Annotated in this window: 21 protein-coding genes; 9 read left to right on the plus strand and 12 right to left on the minus strand. The window is 71.0% G+C overall.

Annotation, left to right across the window (positions count from 1 at the left end; genetic code table 11):
• Window positions 1-73: 73 nt before the first annotated feature.
• Window positions 74-478, minus strand: a complete 405-nt coding sequence (locus HNR13_RS16430; RefSeq protein WP_179607514.1) for an arsenate reductase ArsC — start codon at window positions 476-478, stop codon at window positions 74-76.
• 261 nt (window positions 479-739) lie between these two features.
• Here HNR13_RS16430 and HNR13_RS16435 point away from each other — a divergent pair, with 261 nt between their 5' ends.
• Window positions 740-1,090 (plus strand): ArsR/SmtB family transcription factor, encoded by a 351-nt coding sequence (locus HNR13_RS16435; protein WP_179607516.1) that lies wholly within the window; start codon window positions 740-742, stop codon window positions 1,088-1,090.
• A gap of 7 nt (window positions 1,091-1,097) precedes the next feature.
• On the opposite strand, the gene HNR13_RS16440 is transcribed toward HNR13_RS16435, so the two are convergent.
• Window positions 1,098-2,201: an epoxide hydrolase family protein gene (locus HNR13_RS16440; protein WP_179607518.1), complete on the minus strand. Its 1,104-nt coding sequence runs from the start codon at window positions 2,199-2,201 to the stop codon at window positions 1,098-1,100.
• Window positions 2,202-2,707: 506 nt separating this feature from the next.
• Here HNR13_RS16440 and HNR13_RS16450 point away from each other — a divergent pair.
• Both HNR13_RS16450 and HNR13_RS16455 read left to right on the plus strand, forming a co-directional pair.
• Window positions 2,708-4,129, plus strand: a complete 1,422-nt coding sequence (locus HNR13_RS16450) for an MFS transporter (RefSeq protein ID WP_179607519.1) — start codon at window positions 2,708-2,710, stop codon at window positions 4,127-4,129.
• A gap of 44 nt (window positions 4,130-4,173) precedes the next feature.
• A complete protein-coding gene (locus HNR13_RS16455) occupies window positions 4,174-4,953 on the plus strand; it encodes a VOC family protein (RefSeq protein ID WP_179607522.1) in 780 nt (259 codons plus the stop codon).
• A 110-nt stretch (window positions 4,954-5,063) separates the two neighbouring features.
• Here HNR13_RS16455 and HNR13_RS16460 read toward each other — a convergent pair whose 3' ends face one another.
• A complete protein-coding gene (locus HNR13_RS16460; RefSeq protein WP_179607524.1) occupies window positions 5,064-5,309 on the minus strand; it encodes a zf-HC2 domain-containing protein in 246 nt (81 codons plus the stop codon).
• Entirely contained in the window at window positions 5,306-5,914 is a 609-nt protein-coding gene (locus tag HNR13_RS16465) for a sigma-70 family RNA polymerase sigma factor (RefSeq protein WP_179607526.1), read from the minus strand. The genes HNR13_RS16460 and HNR13_RS16465 overlap by 4 nt, the downstream gene beginning before the upstream one ends.
• A gap of 160 nt (window positions 5,915-6,074) precedes the next feature.
• Between HNR13_RS16465 and aroA the strand changes: the two genes are divergently transcribed.
• The 4 genes from aroA to HNR13_RS16485 all read left to right on the plus strand — a co-directional run bounded on the left by aroA (window position 6,075) and on the right by HNR13_RS16485 (window position 9,709).
• Window positions 6,075-7,439 (plus strand): 3-phosphoshikimate 1-carboxyvinyltransferase, encoded by a 1,365-nt coding sequence (gene aroA / locus HNR13_RS16470; RefSeq protein WP_179607528.1) that lies wholly within the window; start codon window positions 6,075-6,077, stop codon window positions 7,437-7,439.
• Window positions 7,440-8,486, plus strand: coding sequence for a ribosome small subunit-dependent GTPase A (gene rsgA / locus HNR13_RS16475; RefSeq protein ID WP_179607530.1), 1,047 nt, complete (start codon window positions 7,440-7,442; stop codon window positions 8,484-8,486).
• Between the two features lie 40 nt (window positions 8,487-8,526).
• Window positions 8,527-9,000 (plus strand): thioredoxin-dependent thiol peroxidase, encoded by a 474-nt coding sequence (gene bcp, locus HNR13_RS16480; RefSeq protein ID WP_179607532.1) that lies wholly within the window; start codon window positions 8,527-8,529, stop codon window positions 8,998-9,000.
• Window positions 9,001-9,085: 85 nt separating this feature from the next.
• The gene (locus HNR13_RS16485; RefSeq protein WP_179607534.1) at window positions 9,086-9,709 is read left to right on the plus strand and encodes an acetate uptake transporter; all 624 of its coding nucleotides are present in this window, start codon (window positions 9,086-9,088) and stop codon (window positions 9,707-9,709) included.
• Here HNR13_RS16485 and HNR13_RS16490 read toward each other — a convergent pair whose 3' ends face one another.
• From HNR13_RS16490 to HNR13_RS16520, 7 genes are all read right to left on the minus strand, one after another.
• On the minus strand, window positions 9,710-10,474 hold the full coding sequence (locus HNR13_RS16490; RefSeq protein ID WP_179607536.1) for an ABC transporter ATP-binding protein: 765 nt from the start codon (window positions 10,472-10,474) through the stop codon (window positions 9,710-9,712). It lies immediately after the preceding gene.
• Complete coding sequence (locus tag HNR13_RS16495; RefSeq protein WP_179607538.1) at window positions 10,471-11,259, minus strand: ATP-binding cassette domain-containing protein; 789 nt, start codon at window positions 11,257-11,259, stop codon at window positions 10,471-10,473. The genes HNR13_RS16490 and HNR13_RS16495 overlap by 4 nt, the downstream gene beginning before the upstream one ends.
• Complete coding sequence (locus tag HNR13_RS16500) at window positions 11,256-12,134, minus strand: ABC transporter permease (RefSeq protein ID WP_179607540.1); 879 nt, start codon at window positions 12,132-12,134, stop codon at window positions 11,256-11,258. Before HNR13_RS16500 ends, HNR13_RS16495 begins: the two co-directional genes overlap by 4 nt.
• Window positions 12,131-13,093 (minus strand): ABC transporter permease, encoded by a 963-nt coding sequence (locus tag HNR13_RS16505; protein ID WP_179607542.1) that lies wholly within the window; start codon window positions 13,091-13,093, stop codon window positions 12,131-12,133. The genes HNR13_RS16500 and HNR13_RS16505 overlap by 4 nt, the downstream gene beginning before the upstream one ends.
• A 64-nt stretch (window positions 13,094-13,157) precedes the next feature.
• Entirely contained in the window at window positions 13,158-14,657 is a 1,500-nt protein-coding gene (locus HNR13_RS16510; RefSeq protein ID WP_246312795.1) for an ABC transporter substrate-binding protein, read from the minus strand.
• A gap of 65 nt (window positions 14,658-14,722) precedes the next feature.
• Entirely contained in the window at window positions 14,723-15,478 is a 756-nt protein-coding gene (locus HNR13_RS16515) for a DUF1684 domain-containing protein (RefSeq protein WP_179607544.1), read from the minus strand.
• A 36-nt stretch (window positions 15,479-15,514) separates the two neighbouring features.
• Window positions 15,515-15,958, minus strand: a complete 444-nt coding sequence (locus HNR13_RS16520) for a hypothetical protein (protein ID WP_179607546.1) — start codon at window positions 15,956-15,958, stop codon at window positions 15,515-15,517.
• Between the two features lie 225 nt (window positions 15,959-16,183).
• Here HNR13_RS16520 and HNR13_RS16525 point away from each other — a divergent pair, with 225 nt between their 5' ends.
• Window positions 16,184-16,432 (plus strand): WhiB family transcriptional regulator, encoded by a 249-nt coding sequence (locus HNR13_RS16525; RefSeq protein ID WP_018190103.1) that lies wholly within the window; start codon window positions 16,184-16,186, stop codon window positions 16,430-16,432.
• A 117-nt stretch (window positions 16,433-16,549) separates the two neighbouring features.
• Here the strand turns inward: HNR13_RS16525 and HNR13_RS16530 are convergent, their stop codons facing one another.
• A complete protein-coding gene (locus tag HNR13_RS16530; protein WP_179607548.1) occupies window positions 16,550-18,043 on the minus strand; it encodes a histidine kinase N-terminal domain-containing protein in 1,494 nt (497 codons plus the stop codon).
• 153 nt (window positions 18,044-18,196) lie between these two features.
• On the opposite strand from HNR13_RS16530, the gene HNR13_RS16535 reads away from it, so the two are divergent.
• On the plus strand, window positions 18,197-18,838 hold the full coding sequence (locus tag HNR13_RS16535) for an Rv3235 family protein (protein ID WP_179607550.1): 642 nt from the start codon (window positions 18,197-18,199) through the stop codon (window positions 18,836-18,838).
• The last annotated feature ends 81 nt before the right edge of the window (window positions 18,839-18,919 follow it).

Consider the following 18,919-nt stretch of genomic DNA (forward strand, 5'->3'; position numbering starts at 1 on the left):
GCCGCGGCCCATTTCGGGTCGCGGCTCCTCCGTTTGCTGCGTTTCGGGGGTACGCCGTGGTGGATCTCCTCCGTTACCCCCGCACCTCGGCGAGCAGGTTCTCCACCCGCCGCTTGATCTCGTCGCGGATCGGCCGCACCTCCTCGATCGGCCGGCCGGCGGGGTCGGTGAGGTCCCAGTCCTCGTAGCGCTTGCCCGGGAAGATCGGGCACGTGTCGCCGCACCCCATCGTGATGACGACGTCGGACTCCTTCACGGCCTCGGTGGTGAGGATCGCGGGCGTGTTCGCGGCGATGTCGATGCCCTCCTCCGCCATCGCCTGCACCGCGATCGGGTTGAGCCGGTCGGCGGGCTCTGAGCCGGCGGACAGCACGCGCACCCGGTCCCCGCCGAGCGCGCTCAGGTAGCCCGCGGCCATCTGCGAGCGGCCGGCATTGTGGACGCAGACGAAGAGGACGGTCGGGGTGGTGTCGGTCATTCGGGGTCTCCAGGTTCGGGGAAGAGGGTGGGCCGCTGCCCGCGGGGAGCGGCGGCCCACCGTGCCGTCAGCAGCGCTGTGCTGTCAACAGCGCTGTGCTGTCAGCAGCAATCGGGCGGGCAGGACCCGTCCGGCAGCGGCTGGCATTCGGTGGTGTCGCAGCATCCCATGTACATTCTCCCTTCAACATCGACGGTTGTCGATGAACCCAGGATGAACACATACATTGACGGTTGTCAATGTATGCGCGATGATCGACGCATGGCGATCACCGAGCTCCTCCCCCTGCGCGACCTCCAGGCCTGCTGCGCGCCGATCACCCGCGAGGTCATCAGCGAGAAGAACGCCGCCTCGGTCGCGCGCGCGATGAAGGCGCTGGCCGACCCGGCCCGGCTCCGGCTGCTCTCGATGGTCGCCGCGCACGACGACGGCGAAGCGTGCGTCTGCGACCTCACCGAGCCGCTCGAACTCTCGCAGCCCACGGTGTCGCACCACCTCAAGATCCTGGTGGAGGCCGGGTTCCTCAGGCGCAGCAAGCGCGGCACCTGGGCGTACTACCGGATCGTGCCGGGCTCGCTCGACATCGTGTCGTCGTTCCTGCGGTCGGTCTGACGCCGGGTCAGGCCTCCCGCACCCGCTCGTGGAACGCGCGGATCGCCTCCGCAGCGCGCTCGGGATACTCGAACCCGGCGAAGTGCCCGCCCGCCGGCGCCTCCACGAACGCCAGCAGCCGCGGCGCCGCCCGCTCGGCCAGTGAGCGCGGGAAGCCCGCCATGGCCGGCTCCCGCGCGAGGTAGACGCCGACCGGCGCCGCGAGCGGCGGGCGGGGCGGGTTCTGGTCGTAGTCGTAGTACTGCTGGAACGACGTCCCGATGCTCTCGGTGCTCCAGTACAGCGTCGCGATCGTGTAGAGGACGCCGGAGTCGACCACGCGCTGCCAGGCGCCCTCCTCCCTGTCGTCGATCCAGTCGTGCCACTTGTCGGCGATCCAGGCGAGCAGCCCGGCCGGGGAGTCGTTCAGCGCGGCCGCGATCGTGTCGGGGCGGGTGAGCATGATCTCGCTGTAGCCGCCGTCGAGGCGGTCGTACTCGTCCAGAGCGGCGAGGTAGCGCGCCTCATCGTCGTCCACCGGGTCGCCCTCCGGGAACGGCCCGCTCAGGAGCTGGATGCCGACGACGCTCTCCGGGTGGTCGACCCCCAGCCAGGTGGACGCTCCCCCGCCGATGTCGCCGCCGAAGGTCGCGTAGCGCTCGAAGCCGAGCGCCTCGGTCATCAGACCGTGCAGCGTGTCCGCGATCGCCCGCCGGGTCAGCGGCGGCTCCAGTGCCTCCGAGTGGACGAACCCGGGGAGCGACGGGATGACGACGTCGAACGAATCCGACAGCAGCCGCGCGAGCGGGAGGTACTCGACGAACGCGCTCGGCCAGCCGTGCAGGAGCAGCAGCGGAGTGTGCGGCCCGGCTCCCGTGCCCCGCACGCGGGCGAAGTGCAGGCGGTGACCGGCCACGTCGGCGACGTGCTGCTCGACGGCGTTCAGCCGCTCCTCCTCCGCGCGCCAGTCGAAGGCCAGCCAGCCGTCGACCAGCGTACGCAACTCCTCGCCGCCGAGCCCGCCTTCCCAGCCGGCCCGCGGCGAGCGCAGGTAGCGGGTGTGCGCGAGGCGGTCCCTCAGGTCCGCCAGGACGTCGTCGGGCACGTGGACACGGAAGTCGTCGATGGCCATACGGCCAACGTATCGGCGGCTCCCGACACCGTCGAGGCCGACAGCGCGGGCCGTCCCCGCTACTCCCGCGCCAGCATCGCGGCCGCCTGCCGCTCCAGGTCGACGTAGGGCTCGCCGCTGACATCCACGACGACGCGGTGCAGCGTGCCGCCCGTGAAGATCACACCGTGCGCCCCAGGCCCCGGCAGGTCGACGAGCGCGCCGATCGTGTAGGAGCGTTGCGGATGTTGGCCGCCTGTGACTCCGGGACCTCCGCGTCGCCGATCTGGGAGACATAGCGGTTCCGCGGGCTGGTCAGCTGGGGCCGCGGCGTGCGGCCACGGAACGCTGCGGGCATGGGGTCCCCCTTCGGCTCCGGCCGCACGCCGCCGGGTGACGCCGGCGACGCCGGACGGGCGCGCCCTAACGCGGCGGGATCGGCGGCGGCAAGACCGATTGCGCGGGGCGATCGGGGCGCAGTACGATCCGGCCGAAGCAGGGAGCAGGAGCAGAGACCGGGAGCCGACATGACCGGAACGACCGCCGCCGCATCGCAGTCCACGATCCGCCGCATCATCGCCCCGCTGGCCCTCGCGCAGTTCATCTGCAGCTTCGCCGGCTCCAACATGAACGTGATGATCAACGACATGTCACGGGACCTCGGCACGACCGTCCAGGGCATCCAGCTCAGCATCACGCTGTTCCTGCTGACGATGGCGGCCCTCATGATCCCGATGGGCAAGCTCACCGACAACATCGGCCGCAAGCGCAGCTTCCTGATCGGCCTGGTCGTCTACGGCGTCGGCGCGCTCATCACGGCGGCGGCGCCCGGGCTGTGGGCGGTCATCCTCGGCAACTCGCTGCTGGAGGGCATCGGCACGGCCATGCTCATCCCGCCGGTCTACATCCTCACCACGATCTGCCTCCCGGACATCCCGACCCGCGCGGTCGCGTTCGGGATCATCAGCGGGATGGGCGGCGTCGGCGCGGCGGCGGGGCCGCTGATCGGCGGGCTGATCACGACCGGGATCAGCTGGCGGGCCGCGTTCCTGTTCCAGGCGCTCGTGATCGCGCTCATCCTGCTGCTCAGCCGCTCGCTCACCGACCCGCTCCCCGCCGACCCGAAGCGGCCGTTCGACACGGTCGGCGCGATCCTCTCGGCGCTCGGGCTGTTCGTGCTGGTGATGGGGATCCTCGCCGCCGACACCAGCGTGCCGCTGATGCTCGTGCTCGTCCTCGTGGGCGTCGCGATCCTGGTCGGGTTCTTCCTCTGGGTGCGGCGGCGCGAACGGGCCGGGAAGGTGCCGCTGCTGTCCACGAGCCTGTTCCGCGTGCGCGTGTCGAACCTCGCGCTGATCACCCAGAACCTGCAGTGGGTGATCCTGATGGGCACGTCGTTCACGGTGTCGGCGTACCTCCAGGTGGTGCGCGGCTACAACGCGATCCAGACCGGCGTCATCTTCACGGCGGCGACGGTCGGGCTGCTGCTGACGTCGCTGCTGGCCGGGAGGCTGGCCCGCCGGTTCTCGCAGCGCGGGCTGATCATCACGGGGTTCGTGCTCTGCGTCCCCGGGGTGGTGCTGCTGATCGCGTTGGTCGAAGGGACCACGGGCGGCTGGCCGTTCGTGCCCGGCCTCTTCCTGATCGGCGCCGGCCTCGGCCTGATGCTGACGCCGTCGGTGAACGTGGTGCAGTCGGCGTTCCCGGAGCGGGTGCAGGGCGAGATCTCCGGGCTCTCGCGCAGCGTCTCCAACCTCGGCTCGACCTTCGGCACCGCCATCGCAGGCACGATCCTGGTGGCGAACCTCCAGCGCGGCGGCGAGGCGTACGGCATCGCGATGGCCGTGGTGGCGGTGCTCGGCGCGACGGGGCTGATCGCGGCGCTGCTCCTGCCGCGGACGGCGACGGCGTCGGCGGGAGGACCGGCCGCGACGGCGAGGCCGGCCTAGCGCCTCCCTAGCCGGGCGGCCTCCGCCGGGCGTACGTTGACGCCATGACCGTCGTGACCACGCACCGCCTCGGCGAGCCCTGCTGGGTGGACTACGCCGCCACCGACCTCCCTCGCGCCCAGGAGTTCTACACGTCGCTGTTCGGCTGGACCGCCGAGGCCGGCGGCGGCGAGTACGGCGGCTACGTGACCTTCCGCCGGGACGGCCGCCTGGTCGCCGGGCTGGGCGAGGCGATGGAGGGCTCCCGGCCGAACGCGTGGCTCACGTATCTGCTGGTGGAGGACGCCGAGGCCGGCGAACGGGCGTCCACGGCGGCGGGCGCGCAGCTGCTCTCCCCCACGATGGCGGTCGGCGATCAGGGCAGGCTCGCGGTGGTGGCCGACCCGGGCGGAGCGGTCGTCGGGCTGTGGGAGCCCGAGCAGCACCGCGGCTTCGAGCTCGTCGCCGAGCCGGGCGGGCTGTCCTGGCACGAGCTGTACGCCCGCAGCTACGCGGAGCAGGTCGAGTTCTACACGCGCGTCTTCGGCTGGCAGACGAAGGTGCTCGGCGACACCGCGGACTTCCGCTACCTGACCTTCGGAGACCCGGAGTCGCCGAGCGGCGGGGTCTACGACGCCGACGGCATGCTGCCGCCGGACGTGCCGTCGCACTGGGTCGTGTACTTCGGCGTGCAGGACGCCGCCGCGGCCGTCGCGCGCGTGGTGGAACTCGGCGGCACCGCGATCCGCGACCCCTGGGACAGCGAGTTCGGTCGCTTCGCGCAGGTCACCGACCCGCTCGGCGGCCTGTTCTTCCTGCAGGAGGTCCCCGGCTCCATCGCCTGAGCCGCCGGCATTCGTCACGAATCGCGCGGTCAGCCGCACAGAACATTCGTCACGAATCGCGCCATTCCGCGCGGGAAACGCGACATTCGTGACGAATCGGGGCGGGACCCTCAGTGCACAGACGCCTGGAACGACCGGATGCGCAGCAGCACCTCGGTGCGGAGGGTCTCCGGCGCGGTCTCCTTGCAGGCGCGCTGCACCACCTCGGTGAGCACGACGTTCAGGTGCGCCTCGCTCGAGCAGCCGTCGCAGTTCGCGAGGTGCTCGCGGACGTCTGCAGCATCCTCGTTGCAGAGCTCGTTGCGCAGGTACTCCTCGAGTTCGGCCTTCGCCTTCTCACAGCCGCAGTCGGTCATTTCGTTCTCCTGGTGGTCTGCACGGCCGGGCCCTGGACCGCTGAGAGCCCGCGCTCGTGCGCGTAGTCGGTCAGAAGCTCCCGGAGCATCCGTCGGCCGCGGTGGAGGCGGCTCATGACGGTGCCGATCGGGGTCTTCATGATGTCGGCGATCTCCTGGTAGGAGAATCCCTCGACATCGGCGAGATAGACGGCCAGCCGGAAGTCCTCCGGGATGGCCTGCAGCGCGTCCTTGACGGCACTGTCGGGCAGGTGGTCGATCGCCTCCGCCTCGGCCGAGCGGCTGGAGGACGCGGAGATCGACTCCGCGCCGCCGAGCTGCCAGTCCTCGAGCTCGTCGATCGTCCCCTGGTACGGCTCACGCTGCTTCTTGCGATAGGTGTTGATGAACGTGTTGGTGAGGATGCGGTACAGCCACGCCTTCAGGTTCGTGCCCTGCTGGAACTGCGCGAAGGCGGCGTACGCCTTCACGTACGTCTCCTGCACCAGGTCCTGCGCGTCCGCCGGGTTGCGCGTCATGCGCAGTGCGGCCGCGTAGAGCTGGTCCATGAAGGGAAGCGCCTGCTCTTCGAACAGCGCGCCCTTGTCCTCGGTTTCGGTGCTCATCACCGGCCAGTCTAGTTGCGGCGACCGCCGAGCGACCCGTCGGGAGGGTCGGACCGACGACGGCGCCAGCGCACGGGTGCGCGGGGCGTCGAGGACAGCGGTTGCTGCTGGCACGGGCCGGTCCTTCCTTCGGGCTCGATCGCGGATAATCTTGACAACAATGCTCATCTCGAAATATTCCGCCCCTGACTTCGATCCGTACGGCGACAACCGCGCCGAGGAGCCGAACAGGCTGTGGCCCGCGCCGGTCGCCGGCGGCCCGGTCACGGCCTCCGTCTCGCTCCCCGGCTCCAAGTCGCTGACCGCGCGCGAGCTGGTGCTCTCGGCCCTCGCCGACGGCTCGTCGCTGCTGCGCGCGCCCCTGCACTCGCGCGACACCGCCAACATGGTGGAGGCGCTGCGCGCGCTCGGCGTCTCGATCGTCGAGAAGCCGGGCGAGAGCGAGTTCGGCGCCGACTTCCTCATCACGCCGGCGGAGGAGCTGCTCGGCAGCACCACCATCGAGTGCGGCCAGGCGGGCACCGTCATGCGCTTCGTACCGCCGCTCGCCGGTCTGGCGCTCGGCCCGACCATGTTCGACGCCGACGACTCGGCCCGCGGCCGGCCGATGGGCGCGATCATCGCCGCGCTGCGCGCGCTCGGCGTCGACGTGAACGACGACGGCCGCGGCGCCCTCCCGTTCACGGTGCACGGCACCGGCACGGTCGAGGGCGGCGCCATCGGGATCGACGCATCCAGCTCCAGCCAGTTCGTCAGCGCCCTGCTGCTGTCGGCGAGCCGGTTCGAGGAGGGCATCGACCTCACGCACTCCGGCGAGCGCCTCCCCAGCCTCCCGCACATCGAGATGACCATCGCCGCCCTCGCCGCACGCGACGTGACGGTGGAGTCGCCGGAGATCGGCCGCTGGGTCGTCCGCCCCGGCGCCATCGCCGCCCGCGACGTCGACATCGAGCCCGACCTCTCCAACGCGGCCCCGTTCCTCGCGGCCGCCGTCGTCACCGGCGGCTCGGTCACGATCACCGGTTGGCCGGAGTCGACCACGCAGGTGGGCGCCGACCTCGCCGATCTGCTGCCGCTCTTCGGCGCGACCGTGACGAAGGACGGCGACCGCCTCACCGTGACGGGCCCGGAGCGCATCCGGCCGATCACGATCGACCTCTCCACCGGCGGCGAGCTCGTCCCGGCGATCGCGGCCATCGCGGCCTTCGCCGACGGCACGAGCGAGATCACCGGCATCGGCCACATCCGCCATCACGAGACCGACCGGCTCGCCGCCCTCGCGGCCGAGCTCAACGGTCTCGGCGGCGCCGTGACCGAGCTGGAGGACGGTCTCCGCATCGAGCCGAAGCCGCTGACGGGCGGCGTCTGGCGCAGCTACGAGGACCACCGGATGGCGACCGCGGGCGCGATCGTCGGCCTGGTCGTCCCCGGCGTGGAGATCGAGAACATCGCCACCACCGCCAAGACCCTCCCGCAGTTCCCGCAGCTCTGGACCAGGATGCTCGGCGAAGGCACGGCGGCGTAGATGTCCTGGTGGTCGGATGACGACGACGAGGACGACGAGTACGACCTCTACGACGAGTCCACCATCCGCTCCCGGCCGAACCCGAAAGGGAACCGGCCGCGCACCAAGACCCGGCCGGAGCACGCGGACGCCGAGATCGCGCGCGTCCTCGGCGTCGACCGCGGCCGGTACACGGTGCTGCTGGACGAGGACACCGCCGACGAGCGCCAGGTCACGGCGGCGCGCGCGAGCGAGCTGAGGCGCAAGCCGATCGTCACCGGCGACCGCGTGGCCGTCGTCGGCGACACCACCGGCGAGGAGGGCACGCTCGCCCGCATCGTGCGCATCGAGCCGCGCTCGACCCTGCTGCGCCGCAGCGCGGACGACACCGACGACGTGGAGCGCGTGATCGTCGCCAACGCCGACCAGATGCTCATCGTCGTGGCCGCGGCCAACCCGGAGCCGCGCACCCGGCTGGTCGACCGCTACCTGGTCGCCGCGTACGACGCCGGAATCGAGCCGATGCTCTGCGTCACCAAGATCGACCTCGCCGACCCGGCGCCGTTCCTGGAGAACTTCGCCGGCCTCGACCTCCCGGTGTTCACCAGCCGGGAGGACCACATCCCGGTGGAGGAGATAAAGGCCGCCCTGGTCGGCCACGACACCGTGGTGGTCGGCCACTCGGGCGTCGGCAAGTCCACGCTCGTGAATGCGATCGTGCCCGGAGCCAAGCGCGCGACCGGGCACGTCAACGTGGTGACCGGCCGCGGCCGGCACACGTCGTCCTCCACGGTGTCTCTGCGGGTGGAGAACGCCGAGGGCCACGGCTGGGTCATCGACACTCCGGGCGTGCGCTCGTTCGGGCTCGGGCATGTGGACACCGCCAGCATCCTCAAGGCGTTCACCGACCTGGCCGCCATCGCCGAGGACTGCCCGCGCGGCTGCACGCACCTGCCCGACGCCCCCGACTGCGCGATCATCGAGGCCGTCGAGGAGGGCCGCCTCGGCGAGACCGGGCGCGCGCGCCTCGACTCGCTGCAGCGCCTCCTCGCCACCTTCGCGCGCTGAGCGCGGACTCCCGGCGCCGCGGGCACGGCAGAATGGTGTCATGACTGAGGTTCGACTCGAAGCGGGACAGCCCGCGCCCGCCTTCACGCTCCAGGACCAGGACGGCACGCCCGTCTCGCTCTCCGACTACTCCGGCGACAACGTGATCGTCTACTTCTACCCGGCCGCGATGACGCCCGGCTGCACCACGGAGGCCTGCGACTTCCGCGACAACCTGAACTCGCTCGCCTCCAGCGGCTACCGCGTCATCGGCATCTCGAAGGACGCCCCCGCCAAGAACAAGGAGTTCCAGGAGCAGGAGCGCCTCAACTTCCCGCTGCTGTCCGACGAGGACCTCGCGGTGCACAGCGCGTACGGCGCGTACGGCGAGAAGAAGCTCTACGGCAAGACGGTCACCGGCGTCATCCGCTCCACCTTCGTGCTGAACCCGGACGGCACCGTCCGGCTGCCGCTCTACAACGTGAAGGCGACCGGACACGTGGCGTCGCTGCGGAAGAAGCTCGGGCTCGACTGAGCAGAGGTGTTTGCAATCTCCCATCTGGCATTCTAGGGTCGAGGGACGGCCGGTCCGGCCGACCTCGTACGAAGGAGTGCACAGCATGAGCGCAACCGCCGAGCGGGCCATCGCCCCATCCACCACCCCGGCCACGGCCCCGGACACGGCCCGGGCCGGGGTCGCCGACCCCGGCCCGCTCGGCCTGGCCGCGTTCGCGCTCACGACGATGCTGCTGAGCCTCGCCAACGCGGGGATCGTCACCGAGGCCGGCGCCACCGCGGTCGCGATGGCGCTCTTCTGCGGCGGCCTGACGCAGTTCGCGGCCGGGCTGTGGGAGTTCGCGCGCGGCAACACCTTCGGGGCCACCGCCTTCACGTCCTACGGCGCCTTCTGGCTGGCGTTCTGGTGGCTGCGCACGGCGCCGGGGCTGGCGGAGGACGCCGGCTCGGCCGGAGTCGGGTTCTTCCTGCTGGCCTGGACGATCTTCACGTCGCTCATGACGGTCGCGGCGGCGAAGACCAACGGCGCGACGCTGACGGTGTTCGTCCTGCTGACCCTCACCTTCGTCGCGCTGTCGATCGGCGACCTGGCGGGCGCGGCCGGGGCGACGCAGGCCGGCGGCTGGCTGGGGCTGGCGACGGCAGCGGTCGCGCTCTACACCGCGTGGGCGGGCGTCACGAACGCGACGTGGAAGCGCGACGTGCTCCCGGTGTGGCCGCGCGGCTGATCAGGCGGGCAGCCGCGGCACCGACGCGATGAGCCGCTGCGTGTACGCGTCGCTCGGGACGCCGAGCACGTCGCGGGTCGGCCCCTGCTCGACCACGCGGCCGGAGCGCAGGACGACGGTCTCCTCGCACAGGGTGGCGACGACGCTGAGGTCGTGGGAGACCATGACCACCGTCATACCCTCCTGCGCGGCCAGCCCGCCCAGGAGCTCGATGATCTGGATGCGCGTGGTCACGTCGAGCGCGCTGACCGGCTCGTCGGCGAGGAGGACGCGGGGCCGCGAGACGATCGCGCGGGCGATCGCGATGCGCTGACGCTGGCCGCCGGAGAACTCGTGCGGGTAGCGGCCTGCCGCGTCCTCGGGCAGTGCGACCGCGCGCAGCGCCTCCGCGACCCGGGCGCGGGCGTCCGCGCCGGACGCGATCCGGAGCGAGGCGAGCGGCTCGGCCACGATCCGGCCGACGCTCTGGCGCGGGTCGAGCGAGGAGTACGGGTCCTGGAAGACGGTCTGCACGCTGCGGCGGAACTCCCGCATCAGCGCGCGGTCGCGCCGGTCCAGCGGCCGCCCGTCGAAGAGGACGCTTCCGGAGGTCGGGCCGGTCAGCCCGAGGAGCAGCGACAGCAGGGTGGTCTTGCCCGCGCCGGACTCCCCCACCAGGCCGACGCTGCGGCCCGGCTCCACGGCGAACGAGACGCCCTCCAGCGCCGGAGCGGCGGCGCGGCGGTAGCGGAAGCCCGCGTCGCGGAGCTCGAGGACGGCGGTCATCGCACCTCCAGGGCGGAGTCCAGCTCGCGCGCGCTGCGCACCAGTTCGGCCGTGTACGGGTCGGCGGGGGCGGTGAGGATGCGCTCGATCGTGCTCTCCTCCACCACGCGCCCCGCGCGCAGCACCAGCGCGCGCTCGGTCATGCGGGAGACGACCGCGAGGTCGTGGCTGACGAACAGCAGCGCCATCCCCCGCTCGGCCACCAGGGAGTCGAGGAGAGCGAGGATGTCCGCCTGCACGGTCACGTCGAGCGCCGTGGTCGGCTCGTCGGCGATGAGCAGCTGCGGGCGGCAGGCGAGCGCGGCGGCGATGGCGACCCGCTGGCGCTGGCCTCCCGAGATCTCGTGCGGGTAGGCGCGCGCGATCCGCTCCGGGTCCGGGAGGCGGACCTCCTCGAGCGCCGTGTGGACGGCGTCGCGCAGCGCGGCGCCGCGCAGCCCGAGGTGGCGGCGCAGCGGCTCCGCCACCTGCGCGCCGAGCCGCATCAACGGGTCGAGGGCCGTCAGCGGCTCCTGGAAGACGGTCGACGCCGTCCGGCCGCGCAGCGGGACCAACGCCCGCTCCTTCGCGCCGACCACCTGGACGCCGGCGAGCTCCACCCTCCCGGTGGCGGTCAGGCCGTCCGGCAGGAGGCCGGTGATCGCGAACGAGGTCAGCGACTTACCCGACCCGGACTCCCCGATCAGGCTCAGCCGCTCCCCCGCGTCGAGCCGGAACGACACGTCCGACACCAGCGGCGACCCGTCCCGGGCCGTGACGCCGAGGTTCCGCACGTCGAGGATCATCGCGACCTCCTCCTGGTCGGGTCGGCCACGTCGCGCAGGCCGTCCGCGATCAGGTTGACGCCGACCACGAGCACGACGAGCGCCACGCCGGGCGCGATCGCGCCGACCGGCGCGACGGCGACGGTGCCTTGCGCCTCCTGCAGCAGGCGACCCCACGAGGCGTTGGGCGACGGCGCGCCGAGGCCGAGGTACGACAGGCTCGCCTCCGCGAGCACGGCGACCCCGAACTGGAGCGCAAGGTTGACGCCGAGGGTCGGCCAGATGTTCGGGAACACGTGCCGGGCGACGACACCGCCCCACGACGTGCCGGAGGTCCGCGCCGCCGTCACGTACTGCTGCGCGAGCACGCGTTTGGACAGCACCCGGGTGAGCCGGGCGACGACCGCGGACATCGCCAGTCCGATCGCCAGGATGGCCGTGCCGAGCGAAGCACCCTGGGCCGCCACGATCAGCATGGCGAGCAGCAGCACGGGGAAAGCGATGATGATGTCCAGCACCGCCGAGATGGTGTCGTCCAGCCAGCGCGTCGCGAAGGCGGCCAGCATCCCGATCGTGACGCCGACCACGGCGCCGATCAGGACCGCGCCGACGCCAACGGCCAGCGCGATGCGCGCGCCGATCATGAGCTTCGTCGTGAGGTCATGCCCGAAGATGTCGGTGCCCAGCCAGTGCGCGGCACCCGGCTGTTGCAGCCGGCCCCCCGAGGTGTCGCCCTGGGTGAACGGAAGCCACACGAACGAGATCGCCGCGACGAGCACGACGATGCCCACCAGGGTCAGCCCGATCCCGAGCGTCACCGAGCGGCGCGCGCGCCGGCGTGCCCGCTGCCGCGGGTCCGGCGCGGTCTGCGCCGCCTGCTCCACGACCGCGCTCATCGGTTGCCCGAGATGCTCTGCCGCAGCCGCGGGTCGATCAGCCGCTGCGCGATGTCGGCGAGGAAGCCGACGATCAGCACCAGCAGCGTCGAGACGAACAGGATGCCCTGGATGTCCGGGTAGTCGTGCTGATGGATCGCCGTGAGCAGCATGCTGCCTAGGCCCGGCAACGTGTAGACGCTCTCCACCACGACGGCGCCGAGGAACGTCGTCGCGAGCTCGATGCCCAGGATGGAGATGACCGGCACCGCGCCGTTGCGCAGGCCGTGCCGCCACATCGCCCGCCCGAAGCCGGAGCCGAGCGCGCGGGCGTTGCGCAGGTAGTCGCTGCCGATGACGTCGAGCGTCGCGCTGCGCACATACCGGGCGATGGACGCGCTCATCACGATGGCGATCGTCACGACCGGCAGCGCGAGCGACTGCAGCGCCGCCGCGGGGTCGGCCCAGTCGTCGCGCGGGAACCCGCCGGACGGGAACCAGCGCAGGTTCACCGCGAAGGCGTCCACCAGTAGGATGCCCACCCAGAACACCGGGACGGCGATGCCGAGCTGCGAGAAGGCGGACAGCACGAGGCCGTACCAGCGGTCGGCCTTCCAGGCGGCGACGAAGCCGATCGGCAGCGCGAGGACGAGCGCGAGCACGAACGCCAGCAGCGTGAGCGGGATGGTCACCGCCAGCCGCGAAGCGATCTCCGGGCCGAGCGGGAGGGACGTGATGAACGACTGCCCGAGGTTCAGCGTCAGGAGCGAGCCGAACCAGTTCACGAACTGCTGCGCGAGCGGCAGGTTGCTGCCGACCTGCTCCTGCGCGGCCTTGATCTGCTCCGGCGTCGCGCTGGCCGACAGCAGGGCGTTCGCCGGGTCGCCCGGCAGCACCCGCAGCAGGAAGAACAGCACGACCATCGCCAGCAGCAGGGACACCACGAGGAACGCGGTGCGGCGGAGGAGATACGAGGTCATGGTCATGTCAAGCGTAGATGCTCGGGAGACCCGGTCCGGGCCTCCCGAGCATCGGCGGTGGTGCCTACTTCTTGGTGATGTCGTACGCGTAGAACTGGGAGTTGAGCCCGTTCACCGGGTAGCCGCTCACCGAGCTCGACGCCACCACGATCTGCGGGTAGAGGTACAGCCACGCGCTGGCGGCGTCCTTCGCGATCTGCTCGTTGACGAGCTTGAGCTTCGCGGTCTGCTCCGCCGTGGTGGTGGACTGCTCGGCCTCGTTCACCCACGCGGTGACCTGCGGGTTGTCGTAGCCCCAGTAGAAGTCGGGGTTGCCGTACCAGACCACGTCGCGGTCGTTCACGTGCTCCTGCAGGGTCGCGGTGAAGTCGTGGTTCTTGAACACCTTGGTGTACCACTGGTCGGCCGAGATGGAGTTGATGTTCACCGTGATGCCGACCTTGGCGAGCTCGCTCTTCAGGAACTCCGCGACCGCGGGGTGCGGGTCGTAGGTGGGGGTGTCGAGGGTGAAGGTGAAGCCGTTCGGGAGGCCGGCCGCGGCCAGCTCCTTCTTCGCCAGCGTCACGTCGTACGGGTTGACCTTGGTGAGGTCCTCGTACCAGGGGTCGCTCGGCGGGACCATCGAGCCGATGAGCGTGCCGTACTTGCCCCAGATCGAGCTGAGCAGCTTCTTGGTGTCGATCGCCGAGTAGACCGCCTTGCGGACCTCCGCGTTGTCGAAGGGCGCGACCTTGTCGTTGAAGGCCAGGAGCTCCTTCGTCGTCGACTTCCCGTTGCTGATCGTGTAGTTCTTGTTGCCCTCGAACTGGGTCAGCGAGTCGGGGCTCTGGATGCTGGTGACGATGTCGACCTGGTTGGTCAGCAGGGCGTTGGAGAGGGCGCTGGCGTCGGTGAAGTAGTCGTAGACGACCTCCTTGTTCTTCGCCTTCGTGCCCCAGTAGCCGTTCCAGCGCTCGAGGCTCAGCGAGCTGCCGCGCTTCCAGGTGCCGAGAGTGTACGGGCCGGTGCCGTCCTCCGCCGTCTTGTAGTTCGTCGTTCCCGGGCCGTAGATCCAGACGTAACTGAGGTTGTAGGGCAGCGAGATGGAGCGCGACTTCAGCGAGATCACGACGGTCTTGTCGTCGGGGGTCTGGATGCCGGAGATGACCGCCAGCTGCGACTTGCGGGCCGACTGGGAGTCGTTCGCGAGCACGCGCTCGATGCTGGTCTTGACGGACTCGCTGGTGAGCGCCTTGCCGGAGTGGAACTTCACCCCGTCACGGAGGGTGAACGTGTAGGTGAGGCCGTCGGCGCTGGTCGTGTACTTCGTGGCGAGCAGCGGCTCGACCTTGCCGTCGTCGGTGAGCTTGAACAGGCCTTCGTAGACGTTGCCGTTCAGGGCCTCGGTGACGCCCTGGCCGCCGCCGGCGGTGTTGTCCAGGTTGACGGGCTCGTAGAGCGAGCCGACGGCGATGGATGCGTCAGTGCCGGCCGAGGACGACGAGGACGCGCCGGAGCAGCCGGCGAGCGCCAGGGAGGCGGCGATGCCGATCGCGATCGTGGCGAGCAGGGGGGTCTTTCTCAACGGAGTTCTCCTGTGCTGTGTGGAGTGGGGGTGTTCGAGGGGTGAAGCAGAGGGCGAGCCGAGGCTCAGTGCGCGGCGCCGTCGCGGAGCACGACGCGCTTCTCGCCCGCGGTGACGGGGACGGGGAAGCGGTTGTTCCGGGGCGGCAGCGGACAGTTGTACTGGTCCGAGAAGCCGCAGGGCGGCACGAAGGCGCGGTTGAAGTCGAGGACGGCTCGGTCGCCGTCGCGCGTGACGAAGAGGAAGCGGCCGGAGGCGTAGGTGCCGTCCGGGCCGTCGTCGCCGTTGGTCGGGTCGCCGAACACCAGCAGGAGGGTGCCGTCGTCGTCGAACGCGCTGAGGGTGTACTCGACGCCCTCGCGCTCGAAGGTGATGTCGCCCGGCACGACGAGGTCGCGGGTGAGGCCGTTGTCGCGGATGTGCTCGAACGGGATGGTGCGCTCGTCGCTCACGGGCGTGAACGTGGCCTCCACGATCCAGGAGGGATCGAACGGGAAAGCCTCGATCGTCTCGAACGCACGGATCGCCGGCGAGTCCGCGTCCCAGAGCCGGATGCCGCGCTCCGGGGCGCCGGTGTCCAGGTTGCGGCGCCTGAGTTCCGTGGCGATGACCGTGTCCGGGTGCCCGGCGAGCGCCTGCTCCGGCGTGGTCTCGTCGTCGTCCGCGAGCCAGCGGGTCTCGATGAGCGCGAGGTTGCCGGTCGGGGCTGCGACGGAGGCGAGCCGCCAGGCGCGCCAGTCGGCGTAGCCGGCCTCCGCGGTCTGGATGGTGGACGGGGATGCGAGGGCCGGTGCGGAGAGTTCAGTCACGATGTGGGGCATAACAGACCGAGTCTGCGCTTTCTTCCCGCGCTCCCGCTATTCGTGTGACTCCGTATTGCGGCGGCCCGTCGCCCGGACGACGGACGGCGCGAGCGCCAGCACGCCGGCGATGACGGCGGGGACGAGCAGCGCCCAGCCGACGTCGGGGCCGCCGACCAGCCCCTGGAAGCTGCCGACCGCGACGGCGATCATCAGGATCTGGATGGTGACGATGGAGGCGCGCGCCCACGCGTGCAGGCGCAGGATGCCGACCAGCGTGGCGATCAGCCAGGCGGCGCCCAGCGCGACGAGGATCGTGATCGCGACGGCGGTGGTGTACGACCGCGTGGTCGTCGTGAGAAGCTCGTACAGCAGCCAGACCGCGAGTCCGGTGACCAGCGCCGCCTCCAGCGCCAGGATCACCGCGAGGGCGATCAGCAGCGGAGGCCGGGACGGGGCCGGACGTGGCTCGGCAGGCCGCTGATCAGAGGGATCGGTCACTATAGCATCCTGACGTTTCGGGCTCGTGTTCACAGCGTTATCTCATGCAAAACTATTGATCCGAATCAACTGCTATGGGAGCATATTCAAGGCCGAGTTAGTGCTCACAGGGTGGTGGGCAGGTCTCATTCCCCATGGATCTGAAGAACCCTGTAACGCGGCTGCTTACCTGCATTCTAGGCCCCTCGGGCCAGGAAACATCCAGCAAACAAGGAGCATATCTTCATGGATTGGCGCGACAAAGCCGCCTGCCTGACCGCGGACCCCGAGCTGTTCTTCCCCGTCGGCAACACGGGACCCGCGGTCGACCAGATCGACAAGGCGAAGGCGGTCTGCGCGCGCTGCACCGTGACCGAGATCTGCCTGCAGTACGCCCTCGAGACCGGCCAGGACTCCGGCGTCTGGGGCGGTCTCTCCGAGGACGAGCGCCGCGCTCTCAAGCGCCGCGCCGCCCGCGCCCGCCGCGCGTCCTGATCACAGCGACACTCCCGATACACAGCGCTATCGCCGCCGAGGCGGCGCTTCCGAACACCTAGCAGACGTCATCGTCCGGAAGCGCCCCTCGGCGTTTCTCGTCCGCCGCCCCGGCGGTCAGACCGTGGTGAGGTAGCGGAGCGGGACCTCGATGGTCACCTCGGTGCCCTGGCCCATCATGGTGTGCCAGTCGATGGCGCCGCCGAGCTCGCCCTGGATCAGGGTGCGCACGATCTGCGTGCCGAGCCCGGAGCCGACCTTGCCCTCCGGCAGCCCGGAGCCGTTGTCGACCACCTTCACGGTCAGCGAGTCCTCGGTCCGGTTCGCCACGATCTCGACCTGGCCCTCGCGCCCGGCCAGGCCGTGCTCGACGGCGTTCGTGACGAGCTCGGTCAGCGCGAGCGCCAGCGGCGTCGCGTACTCGCTCGGCAGCGAGCCGAAGGTGCCCGACTTCTTGGGGTGGACCGTCGTGGTGTGGCTGGCGGCGACCTCGGCCACGAGCAGCAGCACACGGTCGAACACGTCGTCGAAGTCCACGATCTGCGCGAGCCCGGTCGACAGGGTGTCGTGCACCACGGCGATGGCCGCCACGCGCCGCATCGCCTGGCTCAGGGCCTCGCGGGCCTCCTCCGAGTGCGTGCGGCGCGCCTGGATGCGCAGCAGAGACGCGACCGTCTGGAGGTTGTTCTTCACCCGGTGGTGGATCTCGCGGATCGTCGCGTCCTTGGTGATCAGCTCGCGCTCCTGGTGACGCTGCTCGGAGACGTCGCGGCAGAGCACGATCGCGCCGACGCGCTCCCCGCGGTTGCGGATCGGGATGGTGCGCAGCGACACCGTCACCCCGCGCGCCTCGATGTCGGTGCGCCACGGCGCTCGGCCGGTGACGACCAGCGGGAGCGACTCGTCCACCGTGATGGTGCCGGCGAGGAGCTTGGTGGTGACGGTCGCCAGCGACTCGCCCTCCAGCTCACCGGTGAAGCCCATCCGATTGAAGGCGCTCAGCGCGTTCGGGCTGGCGAAGGTGGTGATGCCGTCGACGTCGAGGCGGATGAGGCCGTCCGCCGCGCGCGGGGCGCCGCGGCGAGGGGCGGCGGGGGCGCCGAGGTCGGGGAAGTCGCCGGTCGCGATCATGGCGAACAGGTCGTTCGCGCAGTCGTTGAACGTCAGCTCCTGCCGGCTGGGGGTGCGGGCCTCGCTGAGGTTCGTGTGCCGCGTGATGACGGCGACGGGCTCATCCGCGGTCTGCGGCGAGTGGACGCTGAGCCGGCGGATGACCGGGACGGCGCGCACGCGCGTCGGCGTCTCCTCGTACCAGTCGGGGGCGGAGGTGTCGATGATCTGCTTGGTCAGGTACGCGTCGGTGACCTGCTGGCGCCACTCCGGCTTGATGCGCTGGCCGACGAAGTCGCGGTAGAAGAGCGTCGCGGCGCTGGACGGCCGGGCGTGCGCGACCGCGACGAAGTCGTCGTCGGTGGTCGGCACCCAGAGCACGATGTCGGCGAAGGCCAGGTCGGCCAGAAGCTGCCAGTCGCCGACGAGGCTGTGGAGCCACTCCACGTCCGCCTCGGAGGAACGACCTTGGGCATGGACGAGATCACTGAGCGTCGACACTCCCCCACTATAGACAGACCACGGCGGGCAGCCGTGCCGCACCGGTTGTCCACACCCGCGTTCAGGCCCTGGACCACCGGCGAGGCGCGCTGATTGAGTGTTCACCACGAACCGACGACCACGTCGACGAGAAAGAATCGAGCACCGCCTGCAATGAACGCACTCCTCTCCCCATTCCTGGATCGCCCCGGCTTCGACCGCCCCGGCCTCGATCTGCCCGGCCTCGATCGTCCGCCCGCCGCCCGGCCGCCGTTACGGCTGGTGCCGCCGCTGCTGGAGCCGGACGAGCGCGAGGAGGCGCTCGAGCGCGAGGAGGCGCTCGAGCGCGAGGAGGCGGACGACCCCGGCGAGGCGGCCCGGGCGACCGGACAGCCGCCGGCGAGCCCGAGCGGACCGCAGAGCGCGAGCCCTGCGCCGCACGCGCCGGACCCCGAGCTGCGGACCGACTCCGGCATCGGCGAGGACGCCCGGCTGCTCTGCGCCAAGCTCGCGCTCTGCGTCATCGAGATCCTGGCGGGCGCGCGGCCGCTCGACCAGCTGGGCCGCTGGGTCAGCGACGCCGTCTTCATCCAATTGCTGCGCCGCACGGTCATCGCCGCGCGCTCCCGGGAGGTCACGGGCGACGAGGCCCGCCGCCCGCGCGTGCGCGTCGGCGAGCCGCTGCTGCATCGCCTCGGCGACTCGATCGTGGAGGCGGTCGTCATGATCCACCAGCCGACCCGCTCCCGAGCGGTGGCCCTGCGGCTGGAACGCCACCGGACGCGCTGGCGGGCGACCGCGATCACCGTGCTGTAGCGGGCGTGCGTCCTTCGGCCATCCACGGCTCGCCCGAGACGACGGACGGCGGGGCGGTCGTCGACCACCCCGCCGTCCGCG

The organism is Leifsonia shinshuensis (genome assembly GCF_013410375.1).
In the GTDB taxonomy this organism is placed as follows: Bacteria; Actinomycetota; Actinomycetes; order Actinomycetales; family Microbacteriaceae; genus Leifsonia; species Leifsonia shinshuensis.

Coding starts and splice junctions, on each gene's coding strand:
- HNR13_RS16430 (WP_179607514.1), bottom strand. CDS start 478: ATGACCGACACCACCCCGACCGTCCTCTTCGTCTGCGTCCACAATGCC.
- HNR13_RS16435 (WP_179607516.1), top strand. CDS start 740: ATGGCGATCACCGAGCTCCTCCCCCTGCGCGACCTCCAGGCCTGCTGC.
- HNR13_RS16440 (WP_179607518.1), bottom strand. CDS start 2,201: ATGGCCATCGACGACTTCCGTGTCCACGTGCCCGACGACGTCCTGGCG.
- HNR13_RS16450 (WP_179607519.1), top strand. CDS start 2,708: ATGACCGGAACGACCGCCGCCGCATCGCAGTCCACGATCCGCCGCATC.
- HNR13_RS16455 (WP_179607522.1), top strand. CDS start 4,174: ATGACCGTCGTGACCACGCACCGCCTCGGCGAGCCCTGCTGGGTGGAC.
- HNR13_RS16460 (WP_179607524.1), bottom strand. CDS start 5,309: ATGACCGACTGCGGCTGTGAGAAGGCGAAGGCCGAACTCGAGGAGTAC.
- HNR13_RS16465 (WP_179607526.1), bottom strand. CDS start 5,914: ATGAGCACCGAAACCGAGGACAAGGGCGCGCTGTTCGAAGAGCAGGCG.
- aroA (WP_179607528.1), top strand. CDS start 6,075: ATGCTCATCTCGAAATATTCCGCCCCTGACTTCGATCCGTACGGCGAC.
- rsgA (WP_179607530.1), top strand. CDS start 7,440: ATGTCCTGGTGGTCGGATGACGACGACGAGGACGACGAGTACGACCTC.
- bcp (WP_179607532.1), top strand. CDS start 8,527: ATGACTGAGGTTCGACTCGAAGCGGGACAGCCCGCGCCCGCCTTCACG.
- HNR13_RS16485 (WP_179607534.1), top strand. CDS start 9,086: ATGAGCGCAACCGCCGAGCGGGCCATCGCCCCATCCACCACCCCGGCC.
- HNR13_RS16490 (WP_179607536.1), bottom strand. CDS start 10,474: ATGACCGCCGTCCTCGAGCTCCGCGACGCGGGCTTCCGCTACCGCCGC.
- HNR13_RS16495 (WP_179607538.1), bottom strand. CDS start 11,259: ATGATCCTCGACGTGCGGAACCTCGGCGTCACGGCCCGGGACGGGTCG.
- HNR13_RS16500 (WP_179607540.1), bottom strand. CDS start 12,134: ATGAGCGCGGTCGTGGAGCAGGCGGCGCAGACCGCGCCGGACCCGCGG.
- HNR13_RS16505 (WP_179607542.1), bottom strand. CDS start 13,093: ATGACCTCGTATCTCCTCCGCCGCACCGCGTTCCTCGTGGTGTCCCTG.
- HNR13_RS16515 (WP_179607544.1), bottom strand. CDS start 15,478: ATGCCCCACATCGTGACTGAACTCTCCGCACCGGCCCTCGCATCCCCG.
- HNR13_RS16525 (WP_018190103.1), top strand. CDS start 16,184: ATGGATTGGCGCGACAAAGCCGCCTGCCTGACCGCGGACCCCGAGCTG.
- HNR13_RS16535 (WP_179607550.1), top strand. CDS start 18,197: ATGAACGCACTCCTCTCCCCATTCCTGGATCGCCCCGGCTTCGACCGC.